Here is a 23,421-nt window from a genome sequence, read left to right as displayed (position 1 = left end):
AAGTCATGGTACTATTTTCTTTTGTATGACCCAAAGTCATACAATGGTCATTGAAAACAACATAAAGAAAAAAGAGTAAAGAGCAAATATTAAACAAAGTAAAACTTCTTAATAAATGCAATTTCAAAAAACAACATTCTTTTGAGCTCAGAAAGAGAACAAAAGAAAAACGAAATGCGAAAGCATTCGTGGAGATCAAGAAACAAAGAGCACAGGGCGAATGCCTTGGCACTGGGAGCCGAAGAAGGACGCGACAAGCTGCGAAAAGCCACGTTTAGGAGCACATATCCGACGAGACGTGGATGTCCGAATGGGGAAACCCGGCGGTTAGAAGAACCGTCACCGTTAAGTGAATCCATAGCATAACGGAGGGAACCCGGGGAACTGAAACATCTTAGTACCCGGAGGAAAAGAAAGAAACATCGATTCCTTAAGTAGCGGCGAGCGAACGAGGAAAAGCCCAGAATCCAACAATCATTTCCGTTTAGCAGAAGGGCATGGGAAGGCCCCGCAAAGAGCGTAAGACGCGCGTAAGCGAAAAGCCGAAATGAGGAGATTCAACGAGTACCACGGGACACGTGAAACCCTGTGGGAAGATGGGGGGCCCACCCCCCAAGGCTAAATACTACCCAGTGACCGATAGCGGAAAGTACCGTGAGGGAAAGGTGAAAAGAACCCCGGGAGGGGAGTGAAATAGAAACTGAAACCCTGTGCTTACAAGCAGCTGGAGCGCAAGTGACAGTGTGCTTTTTGTAGAACGGGCCAACGAGTTACGGTATGTAGCGAGGTTAAGCACTTCAGGTGCGGAGCCGAAGCGAAAGCGAGTCTTAAGAGGGCGACGAGTTGCATGCTGTAGACCCGAAACCGTGTGATCTATCCATGACCAGGGTGAAGCTTGGGTAAAACCAAGTGGAGGCCCGAACCAGTGTCTGTTGAAAAAGGCTTGGATGAGTTGTGGATAGGGGTGAAATTCCAATCGAACACGGAGATAGCTGGTTCTCCCCGAAATAGCTTTAGGGCTAGCGTTCTGTGATGAATGACGGAGGTAGAGCACTGAATTGGGTAGGGGGCGTCAAGCTTACCGAACCATATCAAACTCCGAATGCCGTCCATTTTAACAGGGCAGTCAGACAGTGGGAGATAAGTTTCATTGTCAAAAGGGAAACAGCCCAGACCATCCGCTAAGGTCCCCAAGTACTGATTAAGTGGGAAAGGATGTGTCACTGCACAAACAACCAGGATGTTGGCTTAGAAGCAGCCATACATTTAAAGAGTGCGTAATAGCTCACTGGTCGAGTGGTGGTGCGCCGAAAATGAACGGGGCTAAAATCAGGCACCGAAGCGATGGATTGTGCCGTAAGGTACAGTGGTAGGGGAGCAATCTCTTAGGGGCGAAGCTTAATCGAAAGGTTCAGTGGACTTAAGAGAAGAGAGAATGTTGGCATGAGTAGCGAAAGTGAAGTGAGAATCTTCACCATCGAAAGCCCAAGGTTTCCTGAGGAAGGCTCGTCCGCTCAGGGTTAGTCGGGGCCTAAGCCGAGGTCGAACGACGTAGGCGATGGACAACTGGTTGAAATTCCAGTACTACCTCAATGCGTTTGAGAGATGGAGTGACACAGAAGGATAAGCGAACCCGGCCATTGGAAGAGCCGGGGCAAGCAGTGAGACTGGAAAGAGAGGCAAATCCCTTTTTCCCCAAGGTCAAGCTGTGATGCGGAACGAAAAATAAGTAGGGAAGTCGCCGATTTCACGCTGTCAAGAAAAGCTTCTATCGAGCAAAGAGGTACCCGTACCGTAAACCGACACAGGTAGGCGAGGAGAGAATCCTAAGATGAGCGGGAGAAGTGTTGTTAAGGAACTCGGCAAAATGACTCCGTAACTTCGGGAGAAGGAGTGCCCCCTCGGGGGCCGCAGAGAAGAGGCTCAAGCGACTGTTTAGCAAAAACACAGGTCTCTGCTAAATCGAAAGATGACGTATAGGGGCTGACGCCTGCCCGGTGCTGGAAGGTTAAGGGGAGTGCTTAGCGCAAGCGAAGGTGCGAACTTAAGCCCCAGTAAACGGCGGCCGTAACTATAACGGTCCTAAGGTAGCGAAATTCCTTGTCAGGTAAGTTCTGACCCGCACGAAAGGCGTAACGATTTGAGCGCTGTCTCGACAACACACCCGGTGAAATTGTAGTACTCGTGAAGATGCGAGTTACCCGCGACAGGACGGAAAGACCCCGTAGAGCTTTACTGTAGTCTGGCATTGAGTTTTGATATAACATGTACAGGATAGGTGGGAGGCAGAGAAGCATGCACGCCAGTGTGTGCCGAGCCATTGTTGGGATACCACTCTTGTTATATTGGAATTCTAACGCGTTGCCGTCAACCGGCAAGCGGACAGTGTCAGATGGGCAGTTTGACTGGGGCGGTCGCCTCCTAAAAAGTATCGGAGGCGCCCAAAGTTACCCTCAGGATGGTTGGAAACCATCTGTAAGAGTGCAAAGGCAGAAGGGTGATTGACTGCGAGAGAGACATCTCGAGCAGAGACGAAAGTCGGGCTTAGTGATCCGGTGGTTCCGAGTGGAAGGGCCATCGCTCAACGGATAAAAGCTACCTCGGGGATAACAGGCTTATCTCCCCCAAGAGTCCACATCGACGGGGAGGTTTGGCACCTCGATGTCGGCTCGTCTCATCCTGGGGCTGAAGCAGGTCCCAAGGGTTGGGCTGTTCGCCCATTAAAGAGGCACGCGAGCTGGGTTCAGAACGTCGTGAGACAGTTCGGTCCCTATCCGTCGTGGGCGTAAGATATTTGAAAGGAGCTGTTCCTAGTACGAGAGGACCGGAATGGACAAACCGCTGGTGCACCAGTTGTTCCGCCAGGAGCATCGCTGGGTAGCTAAGTTTGGAAGGGATAAGTGCTGAAGGCATCTAAGCACGAAGCCCCCCTTAAGATAAGATATCTCATTCGAAAGAAGTAAGGCCTCTGGAAGACGACCAGGTAGATAGGCTGGAGGTGGAAGTGCAGCAATGTATGGAGCTGACCAGTACTAATCGGCCGAGGTCTTGATCCCATCAAGACATTTTGAAAAACTCTTTTCCTTTATGTTGTTTTGAGTGACCAACACTTTTGTCCAAAGCATGAAAGGCTTTGGTATGCAGCTGAGCGCAAGCGAAGCAAAGGTACAAAAGCGAACGCATTTTTCAAAGAAAAGCATCTTGAACAGATAGGAAGCTTTGTTTTGAAAAATACGATCCTTATAACTGAATAAAAACACAAGATTGATCTCGTGATGATGGCGAAGGGGAAACACCTGTTAACATACCGAACACAGAAGTAAAGTCCTTCAGCGCTGAAAGTACTTGGTGGGCAACTGCCTGGGAGGATAGGACATCGCGGGGTCTTTTTGCGTTCAAGCTTAAGCCGCGCAAGAAAAGGATGGTGAGTGGCCCGTGCAAGTGTACTTGCAAAGGGCCACTCACCATCCTTTTTTTATGGGGCGCAGCCCCCGACTGGAGTGTCCGTAGGACACGGAAGTGCGCGGCGCCACAGCCCGCAAGCCTTCCAATACTCGTGCAAGCCTGCTTGCAAAGTGCCTTGTGATGCTTTTTCTTTTTAAAGCAACGCTAATAATTTAGAGAATGCCGTTGGCAATGCCACCGCAGCCAGTTGTTCACGGTCTTTAAAGGCGGCTTGGGCATCGCCATATTTTTCTGGTGCTTCAGCAGCCATCACAGGATCAATTTCAAAATAATAGACAGTCATATTCCAAATAACATGGCTGAAAACATGCTTGCTGTTGCCAATAACTTTCCCTTCGGGTAGATCAGGAAAAACGGTTTTTAAAGTTTGACGGATAGCGTTACCAGGCTTAGTTTTTTCTTCCTCTATAATAGGGAAACTCCACAAGCCGGAGAGAAGTCCTTTTTCTGGACGTTGAACAAGATAAAGGGCACCGCCCATATCGATAATCCCAACTTCCATTTCAAGCTTTTTCTGACGCTGTTTTTTTGATTTTATGGGTAATTGATTCGTCATTCCTTCTTTAAAGGCTTCACAGATATCCCTCTCTGGGCAAATCATGCACTTTGGGTTGGTTGGGGTACAAACCAGAGCGCCGAGTTCCATGAGGCCTTCGTTAAAATCGCCGGGAGCATCTGGTATAGCCTGAGCGACCCAGTCAGTAATGGCTTTTTTTACTTTGACATCAGCGATGTCACCGCTATAGTTGTTAAAGCGTGAAATGACACGCAGGACATTTCCGTCAATAGCAGGTACTTTTTCTTTAAAAGCAATGCTGGCGATGGCACCGCCGGTATACGGCCCGATGCCGGGGAGCTTAATGAGCGCGTCGTAATGATCTGGAAAAATACCGTCATATTCTTCATGGATTATTTTAGCTGCCTTATGAAGATTTTTCGCTCTGGAATAATAGCCTAGTCCTTCCCAGAGCTTTAAAACTTTATCCTCAGGCGCAGTTGCCAGAGCTGTTACGTCCGGAAAAGCCTCAACAAAACGATGATAATAGGGAATAAGTGTATCAATCTGGGTTTGTTGAGCCATAATTTCCGAGATCCAGATATTATAGGGGTTTTTGGTCTCGCGAAAAGGCAAGGCACGTTTTGACTTGTAAAACCATTGTAAAAGATTTTCGGCAAAAATACGTGCAGTTTCTTTATGAAAATTTAAAATATTTTTCGTCATATTATCCTCCAATAGCCATTATTATAGCATAAATGCTTAAAAAACTTGACAAATATCTAAAATCTTGTTAAAATTTATTTTGTAACGAACTTGTAAACTATACTATGAATTTGTAAAACAAGTAAAAAAGGGGTACACGATTTGAATAAGTTAACATTAGTTAAGAGATTTTTAAAGAGGTATAAAAAGGAAACGGCAATTATTTCTGGTTTGTTTGTTCTGGTTGTTATTATTGGCGTAACCTGTGCGTTTAATGCGACTAAGGATGTCGAACTTGTTTTAGACGAAAATAAAGCGACTGCAGCCGACGCTGTTAAGACAGAAGTTATCAATGCGCAGCTGCAAAAATCTGTGGAAGAAGTTCTTCAGGATCAGGGGTATCCGGTAAGTGAAGAATATACAATTAGCGTTGATCCGGATAAAAAGGTTAAAGATGTAGATACCGTTACAGTAAAGAAAAATGCTGTTGGCCAGATCAAGGTTGATGGAAAGACGGTTGATTATAAATCGGCTGCTGAAACAGTAGGTGACCTGTTGAATGATAATAACATTCAGTACGACGATGATGATATTGTGACACCAGCGCCTTCAACCGCGTTAACGACTGATGTTTCAAATGTAACCATTGCTCGTATCGAAGTAAAGGAAGAAGCTGGCGAAAAGGATATTCCTTTTGAAACTGAAGAAAAAGAAAATGCAGAGCTTGAAGAAGGCACACGCAATGTTGTAACGCAAGGTGTCGTTGGAAAAGCTGATTTTGTTGATAAAGTAACCTATCAGGACGGCGTGGAAGTAAAACGCGAAAATATTTCCACGAATACAAAGGTTGAACCAGTTAAAGAAGTCGTGGAAGTTGGAACAAAGAAAGCTGTTCCTGAAAGTCTTGCTTCAAGCCCAAGTCCGAGTGCTGGAAATGCGACTCAGTCTGCAGGCAGTGATTTTGATTTGATCTGTGCGATTGTTGCACATGAGGGCGGTACTTCCTATGAAGGAGCAATGGGGGTTATCTCCTGTGTTATGAACCGTGTCGACGCAGGTTGGGGACCGGATGCTGTAAGTGTATTAACGGCACCTGGTCAGTTCGCTTCTTACCTTGACGGTTATTATACCCAGTATCTTGGTAATGCTCCGGCAGCTGTACAGCAGGCTGTTACAGACTGTATGGAAGGCGGCATCCGCAGCCACAATTTTACAAGCTTCAGAAGTTATCAGACCAGCGGTTCTGTATGCATTGCAGGGAACTGGTACTTCTAAATTCATCGTGTACAATTAAAAATACATATAAAAAGGGCAAATTTGCCCTTTTTTTTATTTTAGCACTTGTTCTTTGTATACAATGAATGTATACTATATATCAGAGTGTTTTTAAAAAGATTGGAGTGGAAGAATTATGGAAATCACAATTACTAAAAGAACACAGTTAAAACCAAAGCCGGATGAAAACAACCTGGTTTTTGGCACTGAATTTACAGATCATATGTTTATCATGGATTACACAGAAGGTAAAGGCTGGCATGATGCCAAAATCGTCCCATATGGCCCGATAGAGCTTTCGCCAGCGGCAATGGTGCTGCATTATGCTCAGGAAGTTTTCGAAGGAATGAAAGCCTATAAAACGCCAGAGGGAGATATCCAGTTTTTTAGACCTATGGAAAATTTTGCGCGTATGAACCGTTCAAATGCCCGGATGTGTATTCCTCAGATCGATGAAGAATTTGTATTTGATGCCTTAAAGCAGCTTGTCGCCCTTGACCAGGACTGGGTGCCTCACGCACCGGGAACCTCTCTGTATATTCGTCCTTTTGTCTTTGCAACAGATCCGTTTATCGGCGTTCGCACCAGTCTTCATTATAAATTTATTATTATTTTGAGCCCGGTAGGCGCATATTACGCGACAGGCCTGCAGCCTGCGAGAATGCATGTGGAAGATATCTACTCAAGAACCGTTGTGGGTGGTACAGGCGAGGCTAAATGCGGCGGTAACTACGCAGGCGGTCTGGCAGCACAGGAAAAAGCCCATGATGAAGGATTTGAACAGATTCTCTGGCTTGATGGCGCGGAACGTAAATACATTGAAGAAGTAGGTACGAGCAATATCTTCTTTAAAGTAGATGGTAAATTTATCACGCCGGAGCTTCACGGAACTATCCTTCCGGGAATTACTCGTAAAAGTGTTATTGAGCTTCTGCGCTCATGGGGTGAGGAAGTTATCGAACGACGTATTACCATTGACGAGTTTGTAGATATGTATCATAAGGGCCAGATTGAAGAAGTGTTTGGAACCGGAACAGCGGCTGTTGTGTCACCGATTGGCGGCTTGGAATACCAGGGTGAGGATATGAGCTTTAATAACGGTGAAATCGGCGAATACACTCAGAAAATTTACGATACCCTGTTCGGAATGCAGACCGGAACTGTTGAAGATGATCTGGGCTGGATAGTTAAACTCTAAATAGGAAAACATAAAAAAAACCAGTAAAAATCACGAAAAAAATGGTTGACAGGGGCCTTAGCCCCTGTTATAATTAATCTTGCATTTCGAGTCGAGAGGTACCGAAGTGGTCATAACGGGGCGGTCTTGAAAACCGTTAGGGTGCAAGCCCACGTGGGTTCGAATCCCACCCTCTCGGCCATCAAAACTGAATAGGTCAGTGAAAAAACGTAGTCTTTTTTAGCTGACATTAATTAAATGTGGAGAAGTACTCAAGTGGCTATAAGAGGTGCCCCTGCTAAGGGTATAGGCCGCTAACGCGGTGCGAGGGTTCAAATCCCTCCTTCTCCGCCAGACTGCATAAATACTGGATTTCAGAGATTCTGAAACCCAGTTTTTTTATGCTCAAAATGGGAACTTTACACTAAAATTTATTTTTATAAGGGTTAATTTTTTTGAAGAACGAAAAACTACGCTAAAAGAAAAAATAACGCACGAAAAAAACTATTAGCCTGAAAAGAAAAAGAGGAGTAACGCAAAGTTAATTATATGCTATTTTCCTTTTTTATTCAATCGCTGTACTTAATTTTGGTGATTGGGAACGAGATATTCCGAGGTTTTGGAATTACTGAACGGTGCCCGAGGGAGAAGGGAAGATATGCAGAGGAAATCACGACATTGTTTCTTTTAAGCCACGATCCGGTGGAGTAGAGGGGAAGGAAACAACGTGTAAGAGGCTGTGGAACTACGGCCTCTTTTTTTATATAAAAGCTAAATTTTTTTGATTTGCGAAGGTCTGTGTCTTGTGATTTATCAAAATATTGATATAATCAAAGGAAGAACAGACCAATTCATTATAATATGAGTGCCTTATGAAAAAATCTATAAGTTTTAAGCAAGGCATAAAAAGAAAGGGGCTTTATATGACAAAAGAAAAACGGGCTTTAGAAATAATCGACCGGCTCAAAAAAGAATACCCTGATGCGGAGTGCAGTTTGGAGTATGACCAGAAAGAAGCCTGGCGGCTTTTGGTGAGCGTGCGGCTGGCGGCTCAATGCACGGATGCCCGCGTCAACGTGGTGGTTAAGGAGCTCTATGCAAAATTTCCGGATGTAGCGGCCCTGGCTCAGGCAGAGCCTGAGGAAATCGAGGCCATTGTGCGGCCCTGCGGTCTTGGTAAAAGCAAAGCCAGAGATATCAGCGCCTGTATGAAAATCCTCCGGGATCAATACAATGGGATCGTGCCAGATGATTTTGACGCGCTCCTGGAGCTACCCGGCGTAGGAAGGAAAAGTGCGAATCTGATCGTGGGAGATGTATTTGGCAAGCCGGCCATCGTCACCGACACGCACTGCATTCGTCTAGTTAACCGGATGGGGCTGGTGGAAAATATCAAAGACCCCAAAAAAGTGGAGATCGCGTTGTGGAAGCTCATCCCGCCGGAAGAGGGCAACAGCTTTTGCCACCGCCTGGTCCTCCACGGGCGGGAAATTTGTACGGCCAGGACGAAGCCGCACTGTGAACGCTGCTGTCTGGCGGACATCTGTGAAAAAAGTGGGGTTTATAGAAAACTGCTCTCTTAATGGGCTTGCAGGCAGGAGGCAGATGGCGTATGATTAAGTTAAATCAATGAAGAATAAAGCAGCCAGGCATTGCCGCTGAAGATGAACTTTAAGCCAGCCGCCAAAAACGAATACGCTGTTTTAGCTGAATGCGTTAAAGTGAATGGAAAGAAAAGTTGGAAAAGGCACTTTGCTGAGTGTGTAGTTTACAGTGATTTAGAGATTAGCCAGTGCGATAAAGCTGGCACAATGTGATCCACTCTTGAGTTTAAAACATAAGTATCCGTTTTTGGGAAAGCGCGCGCCTGAAAACAGCTCAAAACTTCAAAAGGGGAGCACAAGAGCCGGAGCTGTCGAACAAATTCTGGAAAAGGGCCCGTTTAGAGTTTGATAACATGATGGTAACGGCAGAAAAAGTATGAAATTACAATTTGACTGGTAATAATGCTTTGCTTTATTAAGCGAGCCCTGGAATGTTTTCCAGGGCTTTTTTTATTTTTTGAAGTCTGTATTTGTATGGTAAAAATAATTTTGAGATTGTCCGTCATAGAGGGCGAGCTTTAGGGGCTTTCGGATGATGGTCAGGGTGATGTCAGTGTTGCTGTGGAGTATGACCTTGGTTTTCTGAACCGTATAGGTTCCATTTCCATAAATGTTGGATTCAAAGGTTTCGTCCGGGTAAAGGGTAATGCAGCAGATGGAATCGCCTTCTGGCAACCAACTGCCAGGCTGTATTTTCATCATTGAGGTAACAATCAAAATCATCGAAAAAAACAAGATAATGAAGATGGCTGCAATCAGATTGAATTTTTTGTCCATACGCTCCTCCGGCGATTTTTTCTTATTATAACAGAATAAATATAGCAAGTAAATCAATTAAAATACAATATTATGACTTTAAAATATTGTATAATATTTAAAATTGATCAAAATTCTATAATATAAAAATATAGATTCTATATTATGGAATTAATGAAATGAGTTCATTTGTTAAACGTATTTTTGGGTCAAAAATCCCTTTCAATGAAGCATCTTAATTTTTATTATTTTTTTAGAAAATGGAATTGACAAAACTTGATTATGGAACTATAATACAAATATGGAATCAATGATTCCGTATTATGGAATACAGGAGGAAGTATTAAATGATTGAAATTCGTTGGCATGGTCGTGGGGGACAAGGTGCCTTCACAGCAGCCCGGCTCTTGGGAGATGCCGTTGTGTGCGACGATAAATCGGCGTTGGCTTTTCCATCGTTCGGCCCAGAACGCAGGGGGGCTCCGGTATTAGCTTTTACACGAATTGATGATGAGCCAATCAAGGATAGAAGCGATGTTGTCGATTGTGATTGTGCTATTGTGTTGGATGAGACGCTTTTAGGCGCGCCGGTTAAGGCGGGGTTAAAGCCTGGGGCAAAGGTGATTATCAATACAATGAAACCGGCAGAGGCATTTGATTTCAGCGACTGTGAGGACTGCAAGGTTATAACCGTCGATGCGACAGGCCTTGCGCTGAAAATCCTTGGACGGCCCATCACAAATGTCCCTTTATTGGGCGCGCTGACAGCGGCCACAGAGTTGACAAGCCTTGACTCCATCTATAAGGCGATTGATACGCAGCTCCCTGAAAAAGTGCGGGCAAAGAATAAAACGCTTTTGGAAGAAACCTATAATACTGTAAAGGAGGCACTCTAAATGAACCGACCTAAATTATCGCCGCCACAGCCGGCGGGCATGATCGAGCAGCTGCCCATGGGGCCGTCGACACGTTCAGGCCATCTGATTGATGTAAGTTCAGGGATGCGGACCTTCCGGCCAGTTATTGACGCGGAAAAATGTGTGAACTGCCTTCGCTGTTTTTTGGTGTGTCCCGATGGAACCATTGATAAATCAGGAGATATCCTTGAAATAGATTATGATTACTGTAAGGGCTGCGGCGTTTGCGCAAAGGCATGTAAAGTTGAAGCCATTACGATGATTAAGGAGGCAGATGCATGAGCGAAAAATTATTTGTATCCGGCGATGAGGCTGTCGCATTGGCGGTTAGACAGGCAAAACCGCACGTGATTGCCGCTTACCCCATTACACCTCAGACAATTGTAGTAGAACGCCTGGCTAATTATGTGGAGGATGGCAGTCTTGACAGCCAGTACATGTATGTGGAATCTGAGCACAGTGCCATGTCGGCGGTTATCGGCTCCGCTGCCATGGGCGCCCGGTCTTTTACCGCGACATCAAGCCAAGGGCTTTTGTACATGGTAGAAGGTCTGCACTATGCCAGCGGCTCCCGTTTCCCGATTGTCATGATGAACGCAAACCGTTCACTGGCAGCGCCCTGGAATATTTACGGCGATCAGAGAGACTCTTTATCTCAGTTGGAATCAGGATGGATTCAACTGTATGTTGAAAACGTTCAAGAAGCCTTTGACACCACCATTCAGGCTTTTAAAATTGCTGAGGATCCTGAGGTTATGACACCAGTCATGGTGAATCTGGACGGTTTTGTTTTAACCCATACTTACGAGCCGCTTGACCTGACGGATCAGGAGATGGTAGACGCCTATATCCCATACCAGGATTACATCAACAAGCTTAACCTGGAAGAACCGGTGAGCACCTGCATTACCGCGGGACCGACCTATAACACAGAATTCCGTTATCAGCAGCAGATCGCAATGCTGAAGGCTGAGAAGGTGATTGGTGAAAGTGATGAGGAATTCGGTAGATTGTTCGGCCGCACCTACGGCGGTATGGTAGAAGCGTATCGGTGTGAGGATGCCGAAGTGATTCTGGTGACAATCGGCAGCGTGACAGGAACAGCCCGCGTGGTTGTGGATGCCTACCGCGCAGAAGGTAAAAAGGTTGGCCTGCTGAAGCTTCGCTGTGTACGCCCGTTCCCGACGGAAAAGGTAGCGGCGGTCGTTAAAAACGCCAAAGCAGTCGGTGTCATGGAACGCGACATCAGCTTTGGATTTGAAGGTGCAGTCTACTCTGACTTCAATTCTGCCCTCAAACAGCAGGGCGTGGATGTGCCGACCTATAATTACGTTGGTGGCTTAGGCGGCCGCAGTATCTCAAAGGAAGATATCAGTAGTATTTTTGACGCGCTGCTGGAAGGCAATACGGAAAAGCCTGTTGAATTTATTAATGTAAGGAGGGACATTGATTATGGTGCTTAATGCAAAAACAATCCCAAATGAAGAACTGTTCTATGGTCATAAGGCCTGCGGTGGCTGCGGCGGCGCGCTTGCGATTCGTTTGGCACTCAAGGTGCTGGGAAAACGCAGCATTGCGGTTATCCCGCCAAACTGTATGTCAACGGTTGCTTTTGTATATCCGCATATGCCACTGTTTGTCAACGGGATTATTCCTCCCTTTGCCGCAACTGCGGCAGTGATGTCGGGCGTTTTGGCGGGCGCCAAGGCCCTGGGGCTTGAAGACTACCATGTCGTCGGCTTTGCCGGAGACGGCGGCACCTCCGATATTGGACTCCAGGCTCTGTCAGGCGCCATTGACCGCAACGATAAGGAAATTTTTATCTGCTATGACAATGAAGCTTATATGAACACAGGAATCCAGAAAAGCGGCCTGACACCTTATGGAGCGAAGACCACAAACACACCGGCAGGGAAAAATATTCACGGCGCAGCTCGGCCAAAGAAAAAAATCTTTGAGATCATTGCAGCCCATGAAATCCCATACGCAGCTACCGCCAGTGTGGGCTATCCGGAAGATTATTTGAGAAAGCTGGAAAAAGCCAAGAACTGTGACGGGCCATCCTTTATCCATGTACTGGCTCCCTGCCCGACAGGCTGGCAGACACCCACAGATATTTCAATTGAGCTGGCGAAAGAGGCCGTCGATAACGGCCTGTGGTATTTGGCAGAGTACGAAAACAAGGAATTTACCCTGAACCGCAATCCTAAAGAGTTTGCCGATGTTTCGAATTATCTCTCAAAGCAGGGTCGTTTTTCACATCTTGATGAAAATGATATTGCGCTTATCACCGAGGGCAGAGATGAGACATGGGAAAAAATACGCAGAGATTGGGTGAAATAGGAGAAAAAGATGAAAACAGCACGCGAATATATTGACAGCCTGCGCGATCGGGATATCAAAGTTTATATAAAGGGAGAGCTCATCGACAGCGATAAGGTCATCGACCATCCATTTATTAAAGGCCATGTCAATGCAGCTTCCATGACCTACGCTTTGGCAGGCAGTGAGAAATATGAAGACCTGATGACCACCACTTCCCATTTGACGGGAAAGAAGATCAACCGGTTTACGCATATCCATCAAAGCGCCAGCGATCTGGTAAAAAAAGTTAAGATGCTCCGTATGATCTCCCAGAAAACTGGCACCTGCTACCAGCGCTGTGTGGGCTTTGACGCCATGAACGCGACCTATTCCGTTACCTATGATATGGATAAGGCGCTGGGGACAGAATACCATGAACGCTTTAAAAGGTTTCTGTTGTATGTGCAGGAAAATGACCTGATGATTGCCGGAGCCATGACAGATCCAAAGGGTGACCGCAGCCTGCGCCCAAGCCAGCAGGCAGACCCAGACTTGTTTGTCCATGTTGTGGAGAAAAACGAAGATGGCATTGTCATCCGGGGCGCGAAGGCGCATATGACCGGGATGGTCAATTCTCATGAGATGCTGATTATGCCCACCATGGGAATGAGGGAAGACGACGCAGACTATGCTGTCTGCTGCGCGCTGCCGGTAGACGCTCCGGGAGTGATCCATATCTTTGGCCGTCAGACAAATGATGACCGGAAAATGGAAGGTGAGATTGACCAGGGCAACGCAAAATTCGGTATTGTCGGCGGCGAATGCCTGACGGTTCTCAATGATGTTTTTGTCCCGTGGGAGCGTGTGTTCATGTGCGGCGAAACACCTTATTCTGGGCTTTTGGTCGAACGTTTTGCCTGCTACCACAGACAGAATTACGGCGGCTGTAAGGGCGGTGTTTCCGATGTTGTGGTCGGCGCGGCTGCGCTTATGGCAGACTACAGCGGCTATGGAAAGGCGGGCCATGTTAAGGAAAAGATCAACGAGATGATTCACCTGACCGAAACCCTCTATGCCTGCTCCCTTGCGTGCTCCTGCGAAGGAAAGCCCACGGAATCCGGAGCCTATTTTGTAGACCCGCTGCTGGCCAATGTCGGTAAACACAATGTGACACAATTGATTTACGACATCGACCGTTTGGCACAGGATATTGGCGGTGGTATAATTGCTACAATGCCATCGGAATCTGATTTGCGGAATCCGGAAATCGGCAAATATGTGGATAAATACCTGAAAGGCGTGGCGGATGTGCCGACCGAGGACCGGATGCGCATCGGCCGCCTGATCGAAAATATGACCGGCGGTACGGCACTGGTGGAAAGCATGCATGGCGCGGGGTCACCCCAGGCTCAGAAGGTCATGTACTCCAAGCTTTCCAATCTGGAGAAAAAGAAGGAGTTCGCAGCGCACCTGGCAGGAATCCACTCTGATAAAAGTGAGGAAGAATAAAGATGAGCAACGAGATCAATACTTATTTTTCGCAGGTAGCGAATGAATACCCGGCTTCGGGAATCCGGAAAATGTTTGAGATAGCAGCACAGTATGACCCAAAGGAAATTGTGAATTTAACCGTTGGTGAGCCGAATTTTGATACGCCGCAGAATGTAAAGGACGCGGCAAAGAAAGCCATCGACGATGGATTTACCCACTACAACCCAAATGCGGGAATGCCAGCGCTGCGTGAGGCTGTAGCCGAAAGCTATGCCCATTACAACTGCGGTTATCAGGCAGATAATGTCATTATTACAGTCGGCGCTTTAGAGGCGCTGACCCTGGGCCTTTTAACCATCGTTAACCCGGGAGACGAAGTGCTTGTGCCGGACCCGTGTTTCCCCAACTATCTGGGCCAGATTATGATCACCAAGGCAAAACCGGTAACGGTTCCTGTCTATGAAGAAAATGACTATAAAATTCAGGCAGAGGATATTGAAAAGGCCATAACCCCCAAAACCAAGGCGATTATTCTCAATTCCCCGAGCAACCCTCTTGGTTCCATACTGGAAGAAGAGGATGTGAGAGCAATCGCCAGGGTTGTTGAAAAATACAATCTGTATGTTTTCTCAGATGAAGTCTATGACAAAATCATTTACGACGGGCACAAGCACTTTAGTATGGCGCAGATACCAGAACTGACAGACCAGGTTATGGTCATGAACAGTTTTTCAAAAGCCTATGCCATGACAGGATGGCGTATTGGCTATCTGCTGGCAGACAGCGCGCTGACAAAAAGAATGGCCCAGATACAGGAAGGCATGGTGTCCTGCGTGTCCACCTTTACACAGGTGGCTGCCATCGAAGCGCTGAAGGGTCCCCAAACCGCAGTGCAGCAGATGATTGCAGACTACACCAGACGCCGTGAGATTTTAATTGACGGCCTCAACGCGATTCCAGGATTTAGTGTAAAAAAATCTCCAGGCAGCTTCTACGCATTTGCCAACATTAAAGCCTTTGGAAAAACATCACAGGCCTTTGCTGAAGACCTGGTCCGCGAGGCGAAGGTCATCACCGTGCCGGGTTCTGCTTTCGGCAGCATGGGTGAAGGCTATATGCGCTTTGTCTTTGCGAATTCAGACGAAAATCTGAAGGAAGCCCTTCAGCGAATTGACGCATACGTTAAGAAAAACTATTAATTTATTTTAAAGATAAACAATCCTCTATCCCCCTCTTGAAATAAATAAGCAAAAAATAAAAATGTAAAAATACCATTAATCTCTCTACCAAAATACCAAACCTTTAAAATTTATGATTAATATGGAGTAAGAAATTGAACAATCAAAAATCAGAATACAATCCTTATGATAACTTTTTGGAAGTTGTAGACACAGCCGCAGGTAAGCTGGGTTTAGACAAAAATGAATACATCACAATCACTTATCCTGAAAGAGAACTGCAGGTAGCGGTTCCCGTACATATGGACGATGGCTCCATTCGCGTGTTCAAGGGCTACCGTGTGCAGCATTCCAGCGGCCGCGGCCCAAGCAAGGGCGGTATCCGCTTTCATCCCAATGTCAATATCGACGAGGTAAAGGCCCTGGCAGCGTGGATGACCTTTAAATGCGCGGTTGTCAACATTCCATACGGCGGCGCCAAGGGTGGGGTTGAGGTCGATCCTTCGGAATTATCCAGAGGAGAAATGGAACGCCTGACAAGACGCTATACCGCGGCAATCTTACCGCTTATCGGGCCAGAACGCGATATTCCCGCGCCGGATGTGAACACAAACGCAGAGGTAATGGGCTGGATCATGGATACCTACAGTATGTTCAAAGGCTATTCTGTTCCTGGCGTGGTCACAGGAAAGCCCATTGATATCGGCGGGTCCCTTGGAAGAAATGAAGCAACCGGCCGCGGCGTCAGCATTGTGGCCATGGAAGCCTTTAAATACCTGGGCATCGACTCGCCATCTCTGCACATTGCCGTACAGGGTATGGGGAATGTTGGCGGCACCACTGCGCGCCTGCTGTCCGAAGCCGGCTATAAGATCGTTGGTGTCAGCGATGTCTCTGGCGGATACTATAAGGCAGACGGACTGGATATCCGTGACCTCGAAGCCTATATCGCAAACAGCAGCACCCACTCTCTGGAAGGGTACAGCGCTGAGGGCGTCGAAAAAATTGATAACGACGGCCTGTTGTGCTGCGACTGTGATGTGCTGATTCCCTGCGCGCTTGAAAACCAGATTACCGCGGATAACGCAGACCGTATTCAGGCAAAATTAATCGTTGAGGGCGCTAACGGCCCGACAAGTGTAGAAGCCGATGAAATTCTTACAAAGAGAAATATAGCCGTTATCCCGGATATTCTCGCAAACGCCGGTGGCGTTGTCGTATCTTACTTTGAATGGGTTCAGAACACTCAGAATCTGACCTGGGATGAAGACAATGTCAACAGCACACTGCGCAAAATAATGATTGACAGCTTTGGTGATGTTCAGAATATCCATGATACCGATGGCGTGACATTCCGTGTGGCCGCTTATATTCTTGGGCTTAAGCGCCTGAGCATGGCGACAAGAATCCGCGGTATCTTCCCATGATATAAGATTATTGGGCAGCAACTTTGTAACAATCTTATCGGAGAAGACACCTCCTGCTTAAAATAACCATATCGAACACGCTTCGAAATCACAGACATGATGCGCCGATAAGAAGTGCAGAATGTTGCAAAGTTTAATATATTGCTAATAACTCTTTTATCAGAAAATGCCTGCTTCCTTATTCCTACGTGCTTATGGGCAAAGAATGATAAAAGAGTTATTTTTTTAAAATTTGACTTTGAGGATTATATCTGTAAAATTAGATTATCAGACATAAGGGGGAGCAGCATGGAGTATAGTATTTTATTCGATTTTGGAAGTACCTTTACGAAGGCGGCAGTGATCTGTAAGGAGGAGAAGACAGTGGTCTTTACCACCCGCCATCCGTCAACTGTGAGAGAGGACGCGCGGATTGCCATGGAAGCGTGTCTTTCGGATATCCGAAAAGCCATTGGTGAAAGCGCGGTCCGCGGCGCTGAGAAGTACGCTTCCAGCAGCGCAGCGGGCGGCCTTCGGATCGCGGTGGTTGGCTTAACCTATAACCTGAGCATTTCTGCGGGAAGAAATGCGGCCTTTGGCGCAGGGGCTAAAATCATCCACGTATCAAGCGGCGCATTGACGCGCGAAGAGATTGAAAAAATAGAGGCGCTGCCAGCCGAGATGATTCTGCTGTGCGGCGGCTATGAAAATGGTAATCAGACGATTATCAGGCACAACGCAGAGATGATCGCCCAGAGCCAGATCAGCTGTCCGGTTATTTATGGCGGGAACAGCCAGATTGCGCAGGAGATTCGCGCGAAGCTGCTGCAAAATAAAAAGGAATGTTTTCAGGCGCCCAATATTATTCCTCAGGTCGGGGTTTTGGATATTGATGTGGCCGAAGAGATTATCCGCCATCTGTTTATGAACCGTATTGTGGATATGAAGGGACTCGGCGATATTATCAAGCTGGTTGACGGCCCCATTGTTCCGACACCGGCAGCGGTTTTGGACGCGGGCCTTCTGATGTCTCAGGGGACCACGGGGCATGACGGCCTTGGCGAGTTAATGCTTGTGGATATCGGAGGCGCGACAACGGACATACATTCCTACGCGGAGCACACCTCCTATGAGGGGGCAAGGCTTGTAGGCGCAGACGAGCCTTATGCCAGAAGGACCGTTGAGGGCGACCTGGGAATGCGCGAGTCGTCCGATGTGCTGGTGCGTGAGCTGGGAATGGAATTTTTCGCAAATGAAATAGGAGTATCGGGGGAGTTGCTTGAAAAGTCCATATCGAACAGAGTGAACAATACTAAATTTCTGCCGGACACTTCCCTTGAAAAACGCATTGACCAGATCATTGCTGAGAGCGCTGCATACCTGGCGGCCAGACGGCACGCGGGTGTCATTGAGCATAAAAGCAGCAATTACTGCCGCAGGATGCAGCATGGAAAAAATTTAACGCATGTGCGGACCATTATCGGCACAGGCGGTCCGATTATTAACAGTGAAAATCCTGAGGCTATCCTGAAGCATGTTCTCAGGAGGGAAAAGGGAGAGAAGGACGCGCTGCTTCCTTCGACAGGTAATTTTGTGGTGGACCGGGATTATATTCTATATGCAGTGGGTCTGCTGAGCTATGTTGATAAAAATTTGGCGTTTGCTGTTGGAATGAACAGTATTATAAAAAAATAAGAGGATCAAGGAGACACTAACCATGGAAATTAAAATGAAAAAACGATTTGAATATAAGAATTTGCCGGACATGAAGAGTATTTTGGACGAAGTGGGCAAAGTGGCCGCAGATACCGTCATTGGGAAAACCTTGTTCATGGAAGAAAAAGGGGTAGCGTCTGAAGCTGAGTATAAGCGTAAGATGGCGGAAGAGGGCCATATCATGAAGCACAGCCACATTGGCTGGAACTCATGGGACGCCACCGCAAAAGGCGTGGAAGAAGTTTACAATACTCTTCAGAAGCGCGGCAGCTATGTCGATCGTTTTGGATTTTGTCTGGACTGGGTTATGGGTGTGCCGGCAGAATACCGTGATAAGCTGCCCATAGGGACAGGGCTGACGTTCAAAGACCCTGATGAATGGCAGAAGCTTGGCCAGATTGTTCCTGTTCAGCCCCATCTGGGCGATCATATGATTGCCTCGTGCAATTCCTTTGAAAACACACGTTACGCACTGGCAGCCGGTGTAACAACAATTGGAAACGTTTCGCACTACTATACCTATGAGTATCCCGGGGTAGATATTGAGGAACAGCGTGTCATTGATATGCTTAAAGCCATTGTTTTGATGGGAAAATTTAAAGACCAGGGAACCATTATCCATTCAAATGTTGACGATGGCTTTGGTTCTCAGTTCCATGACCTGGCCAACCTTGTGGGCTGGTGCATCATGGAAAGATATATCGTAGAGGAATTGCTGGGCGGCCGAATGTGCCATTGCTTCGGCAACCTTTTCAGTGATCCTGTATTACGGATGACCTTTAATCAGGCGATGTGGGAAATCAATACCTACAAGACTCCAGGGTCCATGATCTATGGCAATACCATTGACTTTGGCTTTGACTATGACCGCAACTTTGGCGCTTTGTCCTCCTTTGTCATGGCAGACAGCATGGGACAGTCAAAGTGTCCGACCGGCCACGCAGTAACGCCGATTCCTGTGACAGAGGCGGCTCGTGTTCCGTCGATCGAAGAGATTGTGCAGGCGCATATGACGGTGGACATGATGATTGAAAAAGGACGCTATTACTCGCCGTATATCAACTGGACAGAGATAAACGCCGAGAAGGACCTGCTGGTGGCGTGCGGCAGAATCTTTTTTGAGCGGATTATGAATGGACTTGATGATCTGGATGTGGATATTACCCATGCAGGAGAGATCCTGGGAGCTTTAAAATCCATTGGTTCAGAGCAGCTCGAAGAAGTTTTTGGCGTTGGAAAAGCAGATAAGCTGGCAATGCGCGGCCGCGTCCCGGTGCGCCCGACCAACATCGTCATGACCATCAATGAACGCCAGCGTGAGATCAGCGAGCAGATCCAGAATCTGGAAGGCGCTCTCCAGGATGTTAACGTGATTATCGGCTCAACAGACGGACATGAGTTCGGAAAAGAAATTGTAAAAAGTATTCTGCTTCAGGCCGGCGCAAATGTGTTTGACCTGGGTAAAAGTGTCCCGGTGCAGGATATCCTGGATACGATGATTGAAAGTGAAAGCCGTTTTGTTGTAATGAGCAGTTTTAACGGCATCGCGCTCAGCTTTGCAAGAGAAATGCTGGAAGGACTTGAAAAGAGCGGCATGGACGCGCACCTGATCATGGGTGGGCTTCTCAATGAAAATAAAGATGGCAGCGATCTGGCTGTGGACGTCAGCGATGATCTGCGCGCTCTCGGCGTGTCCTGCGATAATAACGCTGAAGGACTGGTCGATACGATTCGGGCTTTTTTGTAAATTGCAGACATAAAAAAAGAATTGAAAAAATAGAATAATTGTTATATAGTTAGTAATATAGAATCGGAAATTCTAAATTAAAGAATCGAGGTGAGAAATACGGCTAAAAATGAAAATAATACAGCGGCAAAAGCGAAATCCGCAGAAAAGGAAACCTCATTTTCAAAATCGATCCTGAAAACCCTGAGCATTTTGGAACAATATTCCAAAGCGGATGAGCTTGGAATCAAAGAGCTCAGCGAGAGTACGGGAATCCCTGCCAGCACCGTGCAGCGAATCGTAAACACCCTTGTTATGAAACAGTATCTGGTGCAAAATCCGCATACTTTAAAATATCAGCTGGGCATTGCGTTTTTTAATATCAGCAGCCGTTATTCCAACAGCCGTGACTGGGTAGAGGTAGCCAAAGCGCATATGGAAGAACAGGTCGAAAAAACGCAGGAAACCGTCAATTTGGCTATTTTGCAGGGAAAGAGCGTCATTTATCTGACCAAGGTGGACTCCCCGCATATTCTGCGTCCCAATTTTACAGTAGGTACAGCCTATCCTGCGCTCAATACCGCTCTTGGCAGATGCCTGCTGGCATATCAGCCGTGGGATAAAGTCGAGAGAATGATCAGGCTGCAGCCGAATTTTAATAAGGATATCAACGAATTTCATGAAATGCTGGAGGAAGTCGAGCGGAATGGCTATGCGACAGAGGATGAGGAGTTTCAACCTGGCCTTTTTTGCATCGCTGCCCCGGTATGGGATGCGAATGACCGCGTTGTCGCGGCAATCAGCACGAGTATCCCGAAAATAAGACTGGATGAAAGCAATAAAGAGAATATTATAGGTATGATGCAGTCTACAGCATCTCAGATTTCACTGGATTTGAAAAAGAGATTTACATATATTGATGTAGATAAGCTATCCTCAACAATCCGTTAATGCTTAAAAAGCCCTTGTGATAACATTATATATCACGAGGGCTTTTTTGATTTGTATAAAAGCATTGAATTACGAAAATAACTTGACAAGAAAACAGGAAAGTAATAATATGAATACAACATATATTTTAGTATACTAAAATATATGTTGTATTTAAAAAATGGAGGAATTATGAAAGAAGAATATAAAGAAGAAAAGTCACTAACGGAGCAAGTATACTCAAAAATCAAGGAAAGGATACTGACACTTGATTATCCACCAGGGACTGCCATTACTGAAGCAAATCTGGCTGAGGAATTTTCAGTAAGCCGTATGCCGGTTCATATCGCGATCCAAAAATTAACCAATGAGGGATGGATTGAGACAGGCTTCCGCAAAAAAGTTTATGTGAAGGGAATTTCAGTAAAGGATGTAAGGGAGATTTACGAAATCCGGGAGATTCTGGAGGTCAAGGCTCTGGACACCATTTTTGAAAAAAAGTTGAATTGGGATTTTTCATTTAAGCTTGAAGAAAAATTTGTCCGTATGAAGGCCAGTTACCATGATTACTATGCCTTTGAATATGCGGACAGCGAGGTACACCGAACAATGGTCAGTGTTTTAGACAATAAAAGGATTGATCAGATTTACCTCAACCTTCAGGATGAGCTTGTGAGAATTATGGTTTTGATTTTTAAATACCGCAAAAGGGATAATGATTATGCAAAACAGGTCATTGAAAGTATGAGGAAAATCATCATAGGTATCAGGGAGAATCATTATGATGATGCGCTATACCAATTGAAAAATGAACACCTTGCCTCTGGGGTTGAAGAGGCGTTGGAAGCAGTTGATTTTTATAATGAGAGAATCATGTAACTGCGGATTTAAAAACAGTTCCCTATTTTGAAATATGGTTTTTACAATAAATTTCATATTGACAATTGCACAGATACCGGATATAATTTGACTATAATATGGAATTAATAATTCCATATAGTGGAATAGCATAAAAGCGTTCCAGTAAAGTAGAAAGGAGTAAAAGGAATGTCAGTAGTATCAATTCAAAAAACTGAAGGAAACGACTATGCAAGTATTCAGGCATCTGTGCAGAAAGCCATTGCTGATTGCGGCGGTCTCAGCGACATCATAAAGCCTGGGTACAAAGTCCTAATTAAACCCAATTTGGTGGCTGTGCCAGATGATCGCTTGTCCGGCGGCGTTACACGTTGGGAAGTTGTTAAGGCTATTGCTGAGATGGTGAAAGATGAAGGAGGCGTGCCGATCATCGCGGAGTCCAGCGCAGCGGGCGTTGATACCGAGGAAGTCATAAAAGCGTGCGGGTATGACCAGCTGCGAGAAGAAGGCTATTTGGTTATCGACTTAAAAAAGCAGGCAAAAAAAGTTAAAATCCCTGTGCCGGACGGAAAACTAATCAGTGAGCTGAGCTCCTGGGATGTTGTGGCAGAGGCCGACGCCATTATCACAGTGCCTGTTATGAAAACACATGACCAGACAGAAGTTACCCTTGGATTAAAAAATCTTAAAGGGCTGATCGGCGATGTACAGAAAAAGGAGTTTCATTCCATTGGCGTAATAAACGGTGTCATCGACATTATCCAGACGGTAAAGCCTGTCCTTAATGTTATTGACGGTACATTTTGTCAGCAGGGTCTGGGGCCGATTTTTGGCGAAACGGTTGTAATGGATCTCATTGTTGCTTCAAAGGATGTTGTTGCTTGTGACGCGGTAGCCAGTGTTATTATGGGCTACAAGGTGGATGAACCAATGCTGACGGTTGAGGCGAATGCCAGAGGGCTTGGAGAAATGGATCTCGATAAAATTGAGATCAAAGGAAAACCCATTGAAGACGTTAAACACCGTTTCAAACGCTCGAGTGAAGTAGAAATTGAAGGCCTGCCGCCATATAAGCTGATTTTTGCTGAAGGAGCCTGTACAGGCTGTCGAAATACCGTTATCAGCTCATTGATGGATTTGAAAAGCCAGGAATTAACCCAGTATCTGGAAGGAAAAATCTTGGTAGTGGGGCCGGTAAAAGAAGAAGAACTGCCGCCGGAATCCACGCCGGAAAACACTGTGTTAATCGGAAAATGCACTAATCCGCTCAAGGGTAAAGGCCGTTCCGTAAAGGGGTGTCCTCCGGGAAATGTTTTTGTTGTACAGGGTATTGTCGGCGATGAAGTGAAGGTTGGCCGGAGATACAGCGATGCGGATGAAGAAAAAATAAACTAGTTTTAATTTAAGAGGCTTATAT

Annotated in this window: 17 protein-coding genes, 2 tRNA genes and 2 rRNA genes; 19 read left to right on the top strand and 2 right to left on the bottom strand. The window is 46.2% G+C overall.

Going from position 1 to position 23,421, the window contains the following annotated elements; translation table 11 throughout:
* Positions 1 to 193 precede the first annotated feature (193 nt).
* Positions 194 to 3,056 (top strand): 23S ribosomal RNA (locus CPZ25_RS12255).
* Between the two features lie 212 nt (positions 3,057 to 3,268).
* Positions 3,269 to 3,385: ribosomal RNA gene (rrf, locus tag CPZ25_RS12250) — 5S ribosomal RNA — on the top strand.
* A gap of 213 nt (positions 3,386 to 3,598) precedes the next feature.
* On the opposite strand, the gene mutY is transcribed toward rrf, so the two are convergent.
* On the bottom strand, positions 3,599 to 4,687 hold the full coding sequence (gene mutY, locus CPZ25_RS12245; RefSeq protein WP_096920566.1) for an A/G-specific adenine glycosylase: 1,089 nt from the start codon (positions 4,685 to 4,687) through the stop codon (positions 3,599 to 3,601).
* Between the two features lie 141 nt (positions 4,688 to 4,828).
* Here mutY and CPZ25_RS12240 point away from each other — a divergent pair, with 141 nt between their 5' ends.
* The 5 genes from CPZ25_RS12240 to CPZ25_RS12215 all read left to right on the top strand — a co-directional run bounded on the left by CPZ25_RS12240 (position 4,829) and on the right by CPZ25_RS12215 (position 8,701).
* Positions 4,829 to 5,941: a G5 domain-containing protein gene (locus CPZ25_RS12240; RefSeq protein WP_058693117.1), complete on the top strand. Its 1,113-nt coding sequence runs from the start codon at positions 4,829 to 4,831 to the stop codon at positions 5,939 to 5,941.
* Between the two features lie 136 nt (positions 5,942 to 6,077).
* On the top strand, positions 6,078 to 7,139 hold the full coding sequence (locus CPZ25_RS12235) for a branched-chain amino acid aminotransferase (RefSeq protein ID WP_096920565.1): 1,062 nt from the start codon (positions 6,078 to 6,080) through the stop codon (positions 7,137 to 7,139).
* 92 nt (positions 7,140 to 7,231) lie between these two features.
* A tRNA-Ser gene (locus tag CPZ25_RS12230) sits at positions 7,232 to 7,320 on the top strand.
* Positions 7,321 to 7,380: 60 nt separating this feature from the next.
* A tRNA-Ser gene (locus CPZ25_RS12225) sits at positions 7,381 to 7,472 on the top strand.
* Between the two features lie 569 nt (positions 7,473 to 8,041).
* Positions 8,042 to 8,701 carry an endonuclease III domain-containing protein gene (locus CPZ25_RS12215; protein WP_096920571.1) on the top strand — a complete coding sequence of 220 codons (660 nt, stop codon included), beginning with the start codon at positions 8,042 to 8,044 and terminating at the stop codon, positions 8,699 to 8,701.
* Positions 8,702 to 9,172: 471 nt separating this feature from the next.
* On the opposite strand, the gene CPZ25_RS12210 is transcribed toward CPZ25_RS12215, so the two are convergent.
* Positions 9,173 to 9,499 carry a hypothetical protein gene (locus CPZ25_RS12210; RefSeq protein WP_096920564.1) on the bottom strand — a complete coding sequence of 109 codons (327 nt, stop codon included), beginning with the start codon at positions 9,497 to 9,499 and terminating at the stop codon, positions 9,173 to 9,175.
* A gap of 326 nt (positions 9,500 to 9,825) precedes the next feature.
* On the opposite strand from CPZ25_RS12210, the gene CPZ25_RS20685 reads away from it, so the two are divergent.
* From CPZ25_RS20685 to CPZ25_RS12155, 12 genes are all read left to right on the top strand, one after another.
* Entirely contained in the window at positions 9,826 to 10,374 is a 549-nt protein-coding gene (locus CPZ25_RS20685) for a 2-oxoacid:acceptor oxidoreductase family protein (RefSeq protein WP_038351934.1), read from the top strand.
* The gene (locus CPZ25_RS20680) at positions 10,375 to 10,677 is read left to right on the top strand and encodes a 4Fe-4S binding protein (RefSeq protein WP_058693120.1); all 303 of its coding nucleotides are present in this window, start codon (positions 10,375 to 10,377) and stop codon (positions 10,675 to 10,677) included.
* Positions 10,674 to 11,858 carry a transketolase C-terminal domain-containing protein gene (locus CPZ25_RS12200; RefSeq protein ID WP_096920563.1) on the top strand — a complete coding sequence of 395 codons (1,185 nt, stop codon included), beginning with the start codon at positions 10,674 to 10,676 and terminating at the stop codon, positions 11,856 to 11,858. The genes CPZ25_RS20680 and CPZ25_RS12200 overlap by 4 nt, the downstream gene beginning before the upstream one ends.
* Complete coding sequence (locus CPZ25_RS12195) at positions 11,848 to 12,738, top strand: thiamine pyrophosphate-dependent enzyme (RefSeq protein ID WP_058693122.1); 891 nt, start codon at positions 11,848 to 11,850, stop codon at positions 12,736 to 12,738. The genes CPZ25_RS12200 and CPZ25_RS12195 overlap by 11 nt, the downstream gene beginning before the upstream one ends.
* A 9-nt stretch (positions 12,739 to 12,747) precedes the next feature.
* The gene (locus tag CPZ25_RS12190; RefSeq protein ID WP_096920562.1) at positions 12,748 to 14,208 is read left to right on the top strand and encodes a 4-hydroxyphenylacetate 3-hydroxylase family protein; all 1,461 of its coding nucleotides are present in this window, start codon (positions 12,748 to 12,750) and stop codon (positions 14,206 to 14,208) included.
* 2 nt (positions 14,209 to 14,210) lie between these two features.
* Complete coding sequence (locus CPZ25_RS12185) at positions 14,211 to 15,389, top strand: pyridoxal phosphate-dependent aminotransferase (protein ID WP_096920561.1); 1,179 nt, start codon at positions 14,211 to 14,213, stop codon at positions 15,387 to 15,389.
* Positions 15,390 to 15,523: 134 nt separating this feature from the next.
* Positions 15,524 to 16,795: a Glu/Leu/Phe/Val family dehydrogenase gene (locus CPZ25_RS12180; RefSeq protein WP_096920560.1), complete on the top strand. Its 1,272-nt coding sequence runs from the start codon at positions 15,524 to 15,526 to the stop codon at positions 16,793 to 16,795.
* Between the two features lie 288 nt (positions 16,796 to 17,083).
* A complete protein-coding gene (locus CPZ25_RS12175) occupies positions 17,084 to 18,469 on the top strand; it encodes a glutamate mutase L (protein ID WP_096920559.1) in 1,386 nt (461 codons plus the stop codon).
* A gap of 22 nt (positions 18,470 to 18,491) precedes the next feature.
* Positions 18,492 to 20,237, top strand: coding sequence for a cobalamin-dependent protein (locus CPZ25_RS12170; RefSeq protein WP_096920558.1), 1,746 nt, complete (start codon positions 18,492 to 18,494; stop codon positions 20,235 to 20,237).
* Between the two features lie 90 nt (positions 20,238 to 20,327).
* On the top strand, positions 20,328 to 21,167 hold the full coding sequence (locus CPZ25_RS12165; RefSeq protein ID WP_096920557.1) for an IclR family transcriptional regulator: 840 nt from the start codon (positions 20,328 to 20,330) through the stop codon (positions 21,165 to 21,167).
* A gap of 171 nt (positions 21,168 to 21,338) precedes the next feature.
* Positions 21,339 to 22,025 carry a GntR family transcriptional regulator gene (locus CPZ25_RS12160; protein WP_167495224.1) on the top strand — a complete coding sequence of 229 codons (687 nt, stop codon included), beginning with the start codon at positions 21,339 to 21,341 and terminating at the stop codon, positions 22,023 to 22,025.
* Between the two features lie 168 nt (positions 22,026 to 22,193).
* Positions 22,194 to 23,399: a DUF362 domain-containing protein gene (locus CPZ25_RS12155; RefSeq protein WP_096920555.1), complete on the top strand. Its 1,206-nt coding sequence runs from the start codon at positions 22,194 to 22,196 to the stop codon at positions 23,397 to 23,399.
* The last annotated feature ends 22 nt before the right edge of the window (positions 23,400 to 23,421 follow it).

Source organism: Eubacterium maltosivorans (assembly GCF_002441855.2).
GTDB lineage: Bacteria > Bacillota > Clostridia > Eubacteriales > Eubacteriaceae > Eubacterium > Eubacterium maltosivorans.
This window is presented reverse-complemented; position numbering and strand designations above follow the sequence as displayed.